This is a genomic window from Pseudomonas sp. NFACC37-1 (assembly GCF_900101575.1).
Lineage (GTDB): Bacteria > Pseudomonadota > Gammaproteobacteria > Pseudomonadales > Pseudomonadaceae > Aquipseudomonas > Aquipseudomonas fluorescens_AA.
The window spans coordinates 88200-100938 of the sequence record NZ_FMUZ01000012.1 but is presented as its reverse complement, the minus strand read 5'-3'; the positions used below and the strand labels follow the sequence as shown (position 1 = coordinate 100938).

Below are 12739 nucleotides of genomic sequence, written 5' to 3'. Positions count from 1 at the left end.
TCCCCGCTGGGCTGCGAAGCAGCCCCAAAAGGCTGTCAGCCCGGTATGTCAGGTTGAGTGAGGTTGCTCTCTTTGGGGCTGGGGTGCAGCCCAGCGGGGATAAATCCCCTCGCCACAGGTTAGGTGTCTGGTCTCGGCTGCGCGCCCTTTTTACTTGCGCAACAACCGCAACCCATTGAACACCACCAACAAACTCACCCCCATGTCGGCAAACACCGCCATCCACATGGTGGCAAGCCCGGCGAAGGTGAACCCAAGGAAAATCGCCTTGATCACCAACGCCAGGGCAATGTTTTGCTTGAGGATGCTGGACGTCTGCCGCGACAGGCGAATGAACGCCGGAATCTTGCGCAGATCATCGTCCATCAGCGCGACGTCGGCGGTCTCGATGGCCGTGTCGGTGCCGGCCGCCGCCATGGCGAAGCCGATTTCCGAGCGGGCCAGGGCCGGGGCGTCGTTGATGCCGTCGCCGACCATGCCGACGCGGTGACCTTGGGCATACAGCGCTTCAATGGCTTGCAGCTTGTCTTCCGGCAACAAGTCCCCCCGCGCCTGATCCATGCCCACCTGCGCGGCAATTGCTTCGGCGGTGTGGGCGTTGTCGCCAGTGAGCATCAGGGTCTTGATGCCCAGGTCGTGCAATTGCCGGATGGCTTCGCGGCTGGAGTCCTTTACGGTGTCGGCCACGGCAAACAGCGCCAGGGGGCCTGTAGCGTCGAGCAGCAGCACCACCGACTTGCCTTGTTTTTCCAGGGCGAAGAGTTTTTCTTCCAGCTCGGGAGAGCACAGGCCGAGGTCTTCCACCAGGCGGTGATTGCCCAAGTGATAGGTCTGGCCGCCGATGTCGCCGCGCACGCCGCGCCCGGCAAGCGCCTCAAAGTTATCCACAACCTGCGGGGCCAGTTGCTTATCCACCGCCGCATTGGCAATTGCCCGGGACACCGGGTGGTCGGAACGGGCGGCGAGGCTGGCGGCCAGGGCCGGGGCGGTGCTTTGCACCGTCGGGTCCAGGACCACGTAGTCGGTTTGCACCGGTTTGCCGTGGGTGATCGTGCCGGTCTTGTCCAAGGCCAGGTAGTCGAGCTTGTAGCCGCCCTCCAGGTAAACGCCGCCCTTGACCAGGATGCCTTTGCGCGCCGCGGCGGCGAGGCCGCTGACGATGGTCACCGGGGTGGAAATCACCAGTGCGCAAGGGCAGGCCACCACCAGCAGCACCAGCGCCCGGTAGATCCAGTCGAACCACGCCGCGCCCATGAACAGCGGGGGGATGACGGCCACGGCCAAGGCCAGGGCAAACACCGCCGGGGTGTAGATTTTCGAGAACTGATCGACGAAACGCTGGGTCGGTGCGCGGGAGCCCTGGGCTTGTTCCACGGCGTGGATGATCCGCGTCAGGGTGGATTGGTCGGCCGCCGCGGTCACGGTGTATTCCAGTTCGCCGGCCTGGTTGATGGTGCCGGCGAATACTTTGTCGCCGACGGTTTTTTCCACCGGCAGGCTTTCGCCGGTGATCGGTGCCTGGTCGAGGGTGGAGCGGCCGGCGACCACGTCACCGTCCAGGCCCACGCGTTCGCCGGGGCGTACCCGCACCCGCGCGCCCAGGGCAATGGCCTTGACCTCTTGCACCTGCCAGCTGCCATCGGCCTGTTGCACGGTGGCTTGTTCCGGGGCCATCTGCATCAGGCCACTGATGGCGTTGCGCGCCCGGTCCAGGGATTTGGCCTCGATCAGCTCGGCCACGGTGAACAGGAACATCACCATCGCCGCTTCCGGCCATTGGCCGATCAGCACGGCACCGGTCACGGCGATGCTCATCAGCGCATTGATGTTCAGGTTGCGGTTCTTCAGGGCGATCCAGCCCTTCTTGTACGTGCCCAGGCCACCGCTGAGGATCGACACCAACGCCACCAGCGCGACCACCCAGTTGGGCGCGGCATTGGTGAAATGGATCAGCTCGGCGCCCAAAGCCGTCACGCCGGACAGCGCCAACGGCCACCAGGGTTTGGCCGGGGCGGGCAGGTCGTTGGTTTGCGATTTCTGGCCCGGGGTCAGCGGGTCGGCCTGCATCCCTAAGGACTCGATGGCCTGGATGATCGGCGCGTCGCTGGGCAAATCGTGAGTCACGCCGAGCACGCGGTTGATCAGGTTGAATTCCAGTCGCTGCACGCCTTCAAGCTTGCCGAGCTTGTTCTGGATCAGCGTCTGCTCGGTGGGGCAGTCCATGGCTTCGATGCGGAAACTGCTCAGCCGCGCACCGTCCGTCGGCGTTTTGCCGAGGTTGACCACCGCTGGCGCCGCTTTCGAGGCGCAGCAGGAATGCCCGTGGTCATGGCCGTGGCCGGGTTTGTGGGTGTGAAGGGAATCGCTCATCGGGTGACGTCCGTGAAAAGTGCCTGTTGCGCAGTAAAGACCCTGTAGCCACTATAGGGTCAAGCACCTATTTGGAAGGCCGCATCATGAAGATCGGAGAACTGGCGAAAATCACCGACTGCCAGGTCGAAACCATCCGCTATTACGAGCGCGAAGGCCTGCTGCCGGAACCGGCCCGCAGCGACGGCAATTACCGCGTCTATACCCAGGCCCATGCCGAGCGGCTGACGTTCATCCGCAACTGCCGCACCCTGGACATGACCCTGGAAGAAATCCGCAGCCTCCTGGCCCTGCGCGACAGCCCCCAGGACCAGTGCGAAAGCGTCAATGCGCTGATCGACGAACACATCCAGCACGTCAAGGCCCGCATCGATGGCCTGCTGGCCCTGCAGACGCAACTGATCGACCTGCGCCATCGCTGTGGCGAAGGGCCGGACCTGGATCAATGCGGGATCTTGCAGCGGTTGGAGGTGAGCGGGGCCGTGGCACCGGAGGTGGAGCATTCGCATGTGGGGCGTAGTCATGGGCATTGAGTGCCCTTGTGTTTGATCGTTCCCACGCTCTGCGTGGGAATGCAGCCCGGGACGCTCCGCGTCCCTGTGTGACGCAGAGCGTCACTGGAACACTCCCACGCAGAGCGTGGGAGCGATCAGCAGTGAGCTTTAGACCGCCATCGGCGCGGTCATTGGCGCATGGTGCTGATAGCCTTCCAGGGAGAAGTCGCCCGGCTCCACCAACTCCAGCCACTCCGGCTGGTAGACACCGGTCTTGGCAAACGCCGGCACGCGTTCGGAAATCACCAGTTTCGGCATCGGGAACGGCTCACGCTTGAGCTGTTCGTTGAGCATGTCCAAGTGGTTTTCGTAGACGTGGGCATCGCCGATGAAATAGGTGAACCAGCGCGGTGTATAACCGGTCAGGCGACCGATCAGGCTCAGCAGGGCGGCGCCTTCGGTGAGGTTGAACGGCGTGCCCAGGCCCAGGTCGTTGGAGCGGATGTAGAGGGTCAGGGAGATTTCCCTGGTCTCGACATTCGGGTGGAACTGGTAGAGCAGATGGCACGGCGGCAGGGCCATTTCATCGAGCTGGGCGCAGTTCCAGCCGTGGAACAGGATACGCCGGCTGCCCGGGTCCTTGATGATGGTGTCGACGCACTGGCGCACCTGGTCGATGGCCTTGTACAGCACCACGTAGGCCTGGCCGTGTTCCTCGCCTTCGGCGATCTGCCGGTAACCCTGGGCCAGCGTCTGCTCGATGGCCGCCGGGTTGCTCAGGGGTATCTGCTTGTAGGCCGGCCATTTGCGCCATTGCACGCCGTAGATCTCGCCCAGGTCGTCGTCGCCCTGGCGGAACGGGTTGGCCAGCCACTGGGCGTTTTCGTTGGCGTTCTGGTCCCAGACCTTGCAGCCCAGGGCGCGGAACTCGGCGGCATTGTTCACGCCCCGGAGAAAACCGCACATTTCGCCGATGGCCGACTTGAAGGCCATCTTGCGGGTGGTGATGGCCGGGAAGCCGTCCTGCAAGTCATAGCGCAGCATGGCGCCGGGGAAGCTGATGGTGTTCACACCGGTGCGGTTGGCTTGCTTGGTGCCGTTCTTGATGACGTGGGCCACCAGATCGAGATATTGCTTCATGGGTTACCTGTGTCCTTGAACCCGGGGCCAGCGCCCCGGGGTTCGAATTTTAAACCTTGGCCGCCGCAGCCGGTGCACGACGATAAGCCAGCCAGATCAGCGCCAGGCCACCGACGATCATCGGCAGGCACAGCACCTGGCCCATGGTCAGCCAGTTCCACGCCAGGTAGCCGAGCTGGGCGTCCGGTACTCGGACGAATTCAACGATGAAACGGAAGATGCCATAGAACAGCGCGAACATGCCCGACACCGCCATGGTTGGCCGCGGCTTGCGCGAGAACAGCCAGAGGATCAGGAACAGTGCCACACCCTCGAGGGCGAACTGGTACAGCTGGGACGGGTGGCGCGGTAATTGCGCCGGGTCGCTGAACGGCGGGAAGATCATCGCCCATGGCACGTCAGTCGGCTTGCCCCACAATTCGGCATTGATGAAGTTGCCGATGCGCCCGGCGCCCAGGCCGATCGGCACCATCGGCGCGACAAAGTCCATCAGCTCGAAAAACGACTTGTTGTTGCGCTTGCCGAACCACAACGCCGCCAGCATCACGCCGATGAACCCGCCGTGGAACGACATGCCGCCCTTCCAGACTTCGAAGATCAGCGTCGGGTTGGCCAGGTACGCGCTCAGGTCGTAGAACAGCACGTAGCCCAGGCGTCCGCCGACGATCACGCCCATGGACAACCAGAACACCAGGTCGGAGAGCTTTTCCTTGTTCCAGGTCGGGTCGAAGCGGTTGAGCCGGCGCGACGCCAGCAGCCAGGCGCCGCCGATGCCGATCAGGTACATCAGGCCGTACCAGTGGATTTTCAGCGGGCCGATGGCCAAGGCTACCGGATCGATCTGCGGGTAAGGCAGCATTGATATTCCTCGTAAACGTCAAAAATGCCCGGGCGACGCTGCCACCTCGGGATTAAGCCAGGATTGCGTCAGAACAGAAAACTCAAGCCCACGCAGAATAGTAAGGCGGCGAACAGCCGCTTGAGCAAGCGCGGCGACAGGCGATGGGCCAGCCGCGCGCCGAAACGGGCGAAGACCATGCTGGTCAAGGCGATGCCCAGCAGCGCCGGCAAATACACAAAACCGAGACTATGGGCCGGCAGCAGCGGATCGTGCCAGCCCAGAATCATGAAACTTAACGCACTGACCACGGCGATGGGCAGTCCGCAGGCCGATGACGTCGCGACCGCCTGCTGCATCGGCACGCTGCGCCAGGTCAGGAACGGCACGGTCAGCGAACCGCCGCCGATGCCGAAAATCGCCGAGGCCCAGCCGATCACGGTGCCGGCCACGGTCAGCCCGGCCTTGCCCGGTACGGTGCGGCTGGCCTTGGGCTTGACGTCCAGGGCCAGTTGCACGGCAACGATCAGGGCGAACACGCCGATGATCTTTTGCAGGTGCGGGCCGGAAATCGCTTCGGCGGTGATCGCGCCGAAACCGGCACCGATCAGGATTCCCACCGTCATCCAGGCGAAAATCGGCCAGCGCACCGCGCCTTTGCGCTGGTGCTCGCGCACGGCGTTGACCGAGGTGAAGATGATCGAGGCCAAGGACGTGCCCACGGCCAGGTGCGTCAACACCTGCGGATCGAAACCCTGCAGGGTGAAACTGAACACCAGCACCGGGACGATGATGATCCCGCCCCCCACGCCGAACAGCCCGGCCAGCACCCCCGCGCAGGCGCCAAGCAGCAGATAGAGCACAAATTCCACCAGACTCTCCCCGCCCATCCCCGAAATAAGAGCGGCATGGTAACGGATCCAGGGCTCCAGGCTCCACTGAAGGCGATGGATGCCGGGGCGATGTGTGGGTAGAGTGACCTACAGATGACCTGGAGCGGAACCTCTGTGGCGAGGGGATTTATCCCCGTTGGGCTGCGAAGCGGCCCTGAAAACCTGACAGCCAGATTTGCCAGGTTGATTGATTCGATAGTTTTGGGGCTACTTCGCAGCCCGGCGGGGATAAATCCCCTCGCCACCAAAGCGGAGTGTTAGGTTCATTTTTTAACAGGACGACCTGATGTGCCTGATCGTATTTGCCTGGCGACCCGGCCACGCCCAACCGCTGATCGTGGCGGCCAACCGCGACGAATTCTACGCCCGGCCGACCTTGCCCCTGGCCCAATGGCCTGACGCTCCCCATGTCCATGCCGGGCGCGATCTCGAAGCCGGTGGCACCTGGCTCGGCATTGGCGCCGAAGGTCGTTTTGCCGCCCTGACCAATATCCGTGACCCGGGCCAGTTGCCGGCCTTCAAGTCGCGCGGTGAGCTGGTCGCGCGGTTCTTGACCGGGCATCTGTCGATTGCCGATTACCTCAGCGAAATCGTGCCCCGCGCCAACGAGTATGGTGGTTTCAACCTGCTGCTCGGCGATGGCACCGAGCTTTGGCACCACAACGCCCGCGATACCCAGCCCCAGCAGTTGGCTGAGGGCGTCTATGGTTTGTCGAACGCTGGGCTGAACACGCCATGGCCCAAATTGCTCAAGGCCCGGGCGGCCCTGGGCGAGGTACTGGACGATCCGCAGCCCCAGGCCTTGTTGGCACTGCTGAACGACCCACAACCTGCGCCGGTGGCGGAACTGCCAGACACGGGCGTGGGCCTGGCGACCGAGATGTTGCTATCGAGTGTGTTCATTGCCAGCCCGGCCTACGGGACGCGGGCGAGTACGGCGCTGATTGTCCATGCCGATGGGACGCGGCAGATGGTCGAACGCAGTTTCGGGCCCCATGGGGGGCATTTGGGGGAGGTGGAGCTGCAAATCTGAAGGATTCGTGCTGTAGGAGCTGCCGAGCGAAGCGAGGCTGCGATCTTTCCCCTGGCACTTGAGTCTCAAGTGAAAAAAATCAAAAGATCGCAGGCTTCGCCAGCTCCTACAGAGCCTAACGGGAGCAAGCTCCCTCGCCACACAGATGCTCGTTAGAGCGTCTTGTTCGAAGCCGGATTGATCATCCGCGCCAACCCAAGGTTCTTCAGCGCCAGTTGCAGGGAGCTGTGGATCACCTGCGGGTTGTCGATGGTCATCACTTCCGCCAGCAATTCCTGGGCCTTGCTGAGGTTGATCTGGCGCAGCATCCACTTCACTTTCGGCAGGTTGGTGGCGTTCATCGACAGGCTGTCGAACCCCATCGCCATCAGCAGCACCGCGGCCGCCGGGTCGCCGGCCATCTCGCCGCAGATGCTCACCGGCTTGCCTTCGGCATGGGCGTCACGCACCACGTTCTGCAGGGCTTGCAGCACCGCCGGGTGCAGGTAGTCGTACAGGTCGGCGACCCGTGGGTTGTTACGGTCCACGGCCAACAGGTACTGGGTCAGGTCGTTGGAGCCTACCGAGAGGAAGTCCACCTGCCGGGCCAGTTCCTTGGTCTGGTACACCGCCGCCGGGATCTCGATCATAACCCCCACCGGTGGCATCGGCACATCGGTGCCTTCGTCGCGCACTTCGCCCCAGGCCCGGTGGATCAGGTGCAGGGCTTCTTCCAGTTCATGGGTGCCGGAGATCATCGGCAACAGGATGCGCAGGTTGTTCAGGCCCTCGCTGGCCTTGAGCATGGCGCGGGCCTGGACCAGGAAGATTTCCGGGTGGTCGAGCGTCACGCGGATGCCGCGCCAGCCGAGGAACGGGTTGTCTTCCTTGATCGGGAAGTAGGACAGGGACTTGTCGCCGCCGATGTCCAGGCTGCGCATGGTCACCGGTTGCGGGTGGAACGCGGCCAGTTGTTCGCGGTAGATCGCCAGCTGTTCCTTTTCGCTGGGGAAGCGCTGGTTGATCATGAACGGCACTTCGGTGCGGTACAGGCCCACACCCTCGGCCCCACGCTTCTGCGCCCGGGCCACGTCGGCCAGCAGGCCGGTGTTGACCCACAAGGGCATGCGGTGGCCGTCGAGGGTCACGCACGGCAGGTCCCGCAGCGCATCCAGTCCCAGGGACAGTTGCTTTTCTTCCTCCACCACATCGGCAAACTGCTTGCGCAGCACGTCGCTGGGGTTGGTGTAGACCTCGCCGTGGTAGCCATCGACGATCATCTGGATGCCGTCGACCTTGGAATACGGCAGGTCCACCAGGCCCATCACCGTCGGAATGCCCATGGCCCGGGCCAGGATCGCCACGTGGGAGTTGCCCGAGCCCAATACCGAGACCAGCCCCGCCAGCTTGCCTTCAGGCACTTCGCCGAGCATGGCCGGGGTCAGCTCTTCACTGACCAGGATGGTGTTGTCGGGGTAGACCAGGGTCTGCTGGCGCTCCTGCTGCAAGTAGGCCAGCAACCGGCGGCCAAGGTCCTTGACGTCCGAGGCCCGCTCGCGCAGGTAGGCGTCGTCCATCAGTTCGAAGCGGTTGACGTGGTCGGTCACCACCTGGCGCAGCGCGCCCTGGGCCCATTGGCCGGTCTTGATGATGGTGGTCACTTCGCTGCCCAGGGAGGCATCGTCGAGCATCATCAGGTAAACGTCGAACAGCGCGCGCTCTTCAGGGCGCAGCTGCGTCGCCAGCTTGGCCGACAGGGCCCGCATGTCGGCCCGCACGCCTTCGATGGCGGTCTTGAACAGGCCCAGCTCGGCGTTGATGTCGGTGATGGTCTTGTCCGGCACCACGTCGAGGTCGGCGGGTGGCAACATGACCACGGCCGTGCCCACCGCCGCGCCCGGCGAACCCGGCACGCCGACGAACTTGGCTTCCTGGATGCCCTTGCCCTGGCGACCCAGGCCGCTGATCGAGCCGGTGGCCTCGGCGTGGGCGATAACGCCGGCCAGTTGCGCGCTCATGGTCACGAGGAAGGCTTCTTCACCTTCGTCGAACTGGCGGCGCTCTTTTTGCTGGATGACCAACACGCCGACGACGCGGCGGTGGTGGATGATCGGTGCGCCGAGGAACGAGGCATAACGCTCTTCGCCCGTTTCGGCAAAGTAGCGATAGCGCGGGTGATCCGCGGCGTTTTCGAGGTTCAGGGGTTCTTCGCGCGTGCCGACCAGGCCGACCAGGCCTTCATTGGGGGCCATGCTGACCTTGCCAATGGAGCGCTTGTTCAAGCCCTCGGTGGCCATCAGCACGAAACGGTTGGTCTCGGGGTCCAGCAGGTAGACCGAGCAGACCTGGCTGCCCATGGCCTCTTTGACGCGCAATACAATAATCCCCAACGCCGCCTTGAGATCCTTGGCGGAGTTAACTTCCTGGACGATCTTGCGCAGCGTATTGAGCATGGCTCGGGGTCGAACTCCGTCGTCAGTCGCGCGTCAGCAGGCGCGGGGCAAGCTCTTTGAGAGCGCGTCGATACACTTCGCGCTTGAATGTCACCACCTGGCCCAACGGATACCAATAGCTGACCCAGCGCCAGCCATCGAACTCCGGTTTACCGGTCAAATCCATCCGCACCCGCTGCTCGTTGGAGATCAGGCGCAGGAGAAACCATTTCTGCTTCTGGCCGATGCACAGCGGTTGGCTGTGCGTGCGGACCAGGCGTTGCGGCAAACGATAGCGCAACCAGCCTCGGGTGCAGGCGAGTATTTCGACATCTTCTCGCTCAAGCCCCACTTCTTCGTTCAACTCGCGGTACAAGGCCTCTTCCGGCGTCTCCTGGGGGTTGATCCCACCCTGGGGAAACTGCCAGGCGTCTTGATTGATACGGCGAGCCCATAGCACCTGCCCAGCATCATTCGTAAGAATGATCCCCACATTGGGACGGAAACCATCGGGATCGATCACGGCAACAACCTCGCAAACGCATGTCGCCGCATTGTTCCACAAAGGTTGTGAAAGCAGCAACGAGCGCCCCTAGCTTATGTGCACTCTTGTGAAAAGTCCGTATTCTGGACGCCTTTCTTCAGATTTTTCAGCGAGTAACTGCAATGCGGCTGGCTTTATTCGACTTGGATAACACATTGCTGGGCGGCGACAGCGACCACGCGTGGGGCGATTACCTGTGTGAGCGCGGTTTTCTGGACGCTGTCACGTACAAGGCACGCAACGACGCGTTCTACGAGGATTACCTGGCCGGCAAGCTCGACAACGCCGAGTACCTGAATTTTTGCCTGGAAATCCTCGGCCGTACCGAAATGCACGTGCTGGCCCAGTGGCACCAGGACTACATGCGCGACTGCATCGAGCCGATCGTATTGCCCCAGGCCATCGAACTGCTGGAAAAACACCGCGACGCTGGCGACAAGCTGGTGATCATTACCGCCACCAACCGCTTCGTCACCGCGCCGATTGCCGAGCGCCTGGGCGTCGAAACCCTGATCGCCACCGAATGCGAGATGGTCGACGGGCGCTACAGCGGCCGCAGCACCGACATCCCGTGTTTTCGCGAGGGCAAGGTGACTCGGTTGAACCGTTGGCTGGAAGAGACTGGGCATTCGCTGGATGGCAGCTACTTTTATAGCGATTCGATGAACGATCTGGCGCTGCTGGAGGTGGTGACGCACCCGGTGGCGGTGGATCCGGATCCGAATCTTCGGGCCGAGGCCGAGAGGCGGGGTTGGCCGGTGATTTCGTTGCGCGGCTGAAAAGGGCTATCGCGAGCAAGCTCGCTCCCACAGGGGATTGGCGTCGATCATGCAACCTCTGTGGGAGCGAGCTTGCTCGCGATGAAAGCGACACGGTCCAGAGCCTTAAACCGGCTTGGCCCCCATCAACCCCGCAATGGCGACAAAGCAGACAACACTGAACAGCGCCAGGGCCAAGGTGAATTTGCCGTTGCCCGCCGACGGCAGCTTGCGCAGTCTGTTCAGCCGCACCACCAGCCAGAACCCCGCCAGCGCCGCCAAGGTGTAGAGCACGCTGGAAGCCAGCAGCCAGGTCTGGCCCAGTGGCCAGCCGACTTGATGAACCATCCACCATCCGGTGAACGGTAGGCTCGCCAGTGCCAGGATCATCACCAGCCAGACGAACAGTCGCGGCCGTTGCAGCGTGCGCGCGCCCGCCGTGGCATCGCCGTTGCGTCGCGTGCGCCAGACCCAGACGGCCAGCCCCAGGGCGCCAGCCAACAGCAACACCGTGGCGACGACGTGAGCGATTTTCAGCGCGGTTAACGTTTCCATCGTTCGATTTCCTTATGACGTGCTCAACAGCTTAGCCTCTGTAGGGTTCACCCCAGGAACAGCTGATACGCCGGGTTGTCACTTTCATCCCAGTACGGATAGCCGATTTCTTCCAGGGCCGCCGGCACCAGGTGGCGTTCATCGTGAGGCACTTGCAGCCCCGCGACCACGCGGCCGTCCGCGGCGCCATGGTTGCGGTAGTGGAACATCGAGATATTCCAGCGCCCACCCAGCTTGTTGAGAAAGTTGAACAGCGCGCCCGGGCGCTCCGGGAATTCGAAGCGCAGCACCACCTCATCGATGACATGGGCCGCATGCCCGCCGACCATGTGGCGGATGTGCAACTTGGCCAGCTCATTGTCGGTCAGGTCCAGCACCGGGAAGCCTTGTTCGGTCAGGCTGGCGATCAGCGCGCTGCGCGGGTCGTTTTCCGGGTGGGTCTGCACGCCGACGAAAATGTGCGCTTCACTGCCGGTGTTGTAGCGATAGTTGAATTCGGTGATCTGGCGCTTGCCGACGGCTTCGCAGAACGCCTTGAAGCTGCCCGGCTTCTCGGGGATGGTCACGGCGATGATCGCTTCGCGACCTTCGCCCAGCTCGGCGCGCTCGGCGACGTGGCGCAAGCGGTCGAAGTTGACGTTGGCACCGGAGTCGATGGCCACCAGGGTCTGGCCGCTGATGCCCCGTGACTCGACGTATTTCTTGATCCCGGCCACGCCCAGGGCGCCGGAAGGTTCGGTGATCGAGCGGGTATCGTCGTAGATATCCTTGATTGCGGCGCAGATCTCGTCGGTACTGACGGTGATCACTTCGTCCACGTGGTGCTTGCAGATATCAAAGGTGTGCTGGCCGATCTGCGCCACGGCAACGCCGTCGGCGAACAGCCCCACGGTCGGCAGCACCACGCGCTCGCCCGCGGCCATGGCCGCTTGCAGGCAATTGGAGTCGTCCGGTTCGACGCCGATGATCTTGATGTCCGGGCGCAGGTATTTCACGTAGGCCGCGATCCCGGCAATCAGCCCGCCACCGCCCACCGGGACGAAAATCGCATCCAGGCGCCCAGGGTGCTGGCGCAGGATCTCCATCGCCACCGTGCCCTGCCCGGCAATGGTGTGGGGATCGTCATACGGGTGGATGTAGACGTAGCCCTTTTCGTCCACCAGTTTCAGCGAATAGGCCAGGGCTTCGGGGAACGAATCGCCGTGCAGCACCACTTTGCCGCCACGGGAGCGCACGCCTTCGACCTTGATTTCCGGGGTGGTCTTGGGCATCACGATGGTGGCCTTGACTCCCAGCACCTTGGCCGCCAGGGCCAGGCCCTGGGCGTGGTTGCCCGCCGAAGCCGTGACCACGCCGCGGGCGCGTTCTTCGTCGCTGAGCTGGGTCAGCTTGTTGTAGGCCCCGCGAATCTTGAACGAGAACACCGGCTGCAAGTCTTCACGCTTGAGCAAAATGCTGTTGCCCAGCCGCTCGGAGAGCTGGCGAGCGGTCTGCAGCGGGGTTTCTACGGCAACGTCGTAAACGCGCGAGGTGAGGATCTTTTTGACGTACTGTTCAAGCATCGGAAAGCATCACTGAGCGGGTTGGGCAGGGCCAAGGAGTCTAACCCGGCTTTTGGCCGGGCGACCACAGGGATCTGCGTTCAATCAGGCGATGACCGAGGCTCTTGCGGCGCCTATAATGCCGGCCTTTCGTTCCCTCTC

11 protein-coding genes are annotated in these 12739 nt (G+C 63.1%); 3 read left to right on the top strand and 8 right to left on the bottom strand.

Annotated features, from left to right (window positions below):
* Positions 1-150: 150 nt before the first annotated feature.
* A complete protein-coding gene (locus tag BLP82_RS15205; protein WP_092169325.1) occupies positions 151-2370 on the bottom strand; it encodes a heavy metal translocating P-type ATPase in 2220 nt (739 codons plus the stop codon).
* Positions 2371-2456: 86 nt separating this feature from the next.
* On the opposite strand from BLP82_RS15205, the gene cadR reads away from it, so the two are divergent.
* On the top strand, positions 2457-2903 hold the full coding sequence (cadR, locus tag BLP82_RS15200) for a Cd(II)/Pb(II)-responsive transcriptional regulator (RefSeq protein ID WP_003196623.1): 447 nt from the start codon (positions 2457-2459) through the stop codon (positions 2901-2903).
* 129 nt (positions 2904-3032) lie between these two features.
* Here the strand turns inward: cadR and BLP82_RS15195 are convergent, their stop codons facing one another.
* The 3 genes from BLP82_RS15195 to BLP82_RS15185 form a co-directional block, all read right to left on the bottom strand.
* Positions 3033-4004: a thymidylate synthase gene (locus tag BLP82_RS15195; protein ID WP_092169322.1), complete on the bottom strand. Its 972-nt coding sequence runs from the start codon at positions 4002-4004 to the stop codon at positions 3033-3035.
* A gap of 49 nt (positions 4005-4053) precedes the next feature.
* Positions 4054-4863, bottom strand: coding sequence for a prolipoprotein diacylglyceryl transferase (gene lgt, locus BLP82_RS15190; RefSeq protein WP_092169319.1), 810 nt, complete (start codon positions 4861-4863; stop codon positions 4054-4056).
* Positions 4864-4931: 68 nt separating this feature from the next.
* Positions 4932-5714: a sulfite exporter TauE/SafE family protein gene (locus BLP82_RS15185; RefSeq protein WP_092169414.1), complete on the bottom strand. Its 783-nt coding sequence runs from the start codon at positions 5712-5714 to the stop codon at positions 4932-4934.
* A 307-nt stretch (positions 5715-6021) separates the two neighbouring features.
* Between BLP82_RS15185 and BLP82_RS15180 the strand changes: the two genes are divergently transcribed.
* Positions 6022-6768: an NRDE family protein gene (locus tag BLP82_RS15180; RefSeq protein ID WP_092169316.1), complete on the top strand. Its 747-nt coding sequence runs from the start codon at positions 6022-6024 to the stop codon at positions 6766-6768.
* A 152-nt stretch (positions 6769-6920) separates the two neighbouring features.
* Here BLP82_RS15180 and ptsP read toward each other — a convergent pair whose 3' ends face one another.
* Both ptsP and BLP82_RS15170 read right to left on the bottom strand, forming a co-directional pair.
* Entirely contained in the window at positions 6921-9200 is a 2280-nt protein-coding gene (gene ptsP, locus BLP82_RS15175) for a phosphoenolpyruvate--protein phosphotransferase (RefSeq protein ID WP_092169313.1), read from the bottom strand.
* A gap of 22 nt (positions 9201-9222) precedes the next feature.
* On the bottom strand, positions 9223-9702 hold the full coding sequence (locus tag BLP82_RS15170) for an RNA pyrophosphohydrolase (RefSeq protein ID WP_003186867.1): 480 nt from the start codon (positions 9700-9702) through the stop codon (positions 9223-9225).
* A 143-nt stretch (positions 9703-9845) separates the two neighbouring features.
* Between BLP82_RS15170 and BLP82_RS15165 the strand changes: the two genes are divergently transcribed.
* A complete protein-coding gene (locus tag BLP82_RS15165) occupies positions 9846-10502 on the top strand; it encodes a histidinol-phosphatase (RefSeq protein WP_092169310.1) in 657 nt (218 codons plus the stop codon).
* A gap of 105 nt (positions 10503-10607) precedes the next feature.
* On the opposite strand, the gene BLP82_RS15160 is transcribed toward BLP82_RS15165, so the two are convergent.
* Both BLP82_RS15160 and ilvA read right to left on the bottom strand, forming a co-directional pair.
* Positions 10608-11036, bottom strand: coding sequence for a DUF2269 family protein (locus BLP82_RS15160; protein ID WP_092169307.1), 429 nt, complete (start codon positions 11034-11036; stop codon positions 10608-10610).
* Positions 11037-11083: 47 nt separating this feature from the next.
* On the bottom strand, positions 11084-12598 hold the full coding sequence (gene ilvA / locus BLP82_RS15155; RefSeq protein WP_092169304.1) for a threonine ammonia-lyase, biosynthetic: 1515 nt from the start codon (positions 12596-12598) through the stop codon (positions 11084-11086).
* Positions 12599-12739 lie beyond the last annotated feature (141 nt).

Bases quoted from the DNA above. Each gene is read 5' to 3' on its own strand.
- BLP82_RS15160 (WP_092169307.1), bottom strand. From the start codon at position 11,036: ATGGAAACGTTAACCGCGCTGAAAATCGCTCACGTCGTCGCCACGGTG.
- lgt (WP_092169319.1), bottom strand. From the start codon at position 4,863: ATGCTGCCTTACCCGCAGATCGATCCGGTAGCCTTGGCCATCGGCCCG.
- BLP82_RS15165 (WP_092169310.1), top strand. From the start codon at position 9,846: ATGCGGCTGGCTTTATTCGACTTGGATAACACATTGCTGGGCGGCGAC.
- BLP82_RS15180 (WP_092169316.1), top strand. From the start codon at position 6,022: ATGTGCCTGATCGTATTTGCCTGGCGACCCGGCCACGCCCAACCGCTG.
- cadR (WP_003196623.1), top strand. From the start codon at position 2,457: ATGAAGATCGGAGAACTGGCGAAAATCACCGACTGCCAGGTCGAAACC.
- BLP82_RS15205 (WP_092169325.1), bottom strand. From the start codon at position 2,370: ATGAGCGATTCCCTTCACACCCACAAACCCGGCCACGGCCATGACCAC.
- ptsP (WP_092169313.1), bottom strand. From the start codon at position 9,200: ATGCTCAATACGCTGCGCAAGATCGTCCAGGAAGTTAACTCCGCCAAG.
- BLP82_RS15195 (WP_092169322.1), bottom strand. From the start codon at position 4,004: ATGAAGCAATATCTCGATCTGGTGGCCCACGTCATCAAGAACGGCACC.
- ilvA (WP_092169304.1), bottom strand. From the start codon at position 12,598: ATGCTTGAACAGTACGTCAAAAAGATCCTCACCTCGCGCGTTTACGAC.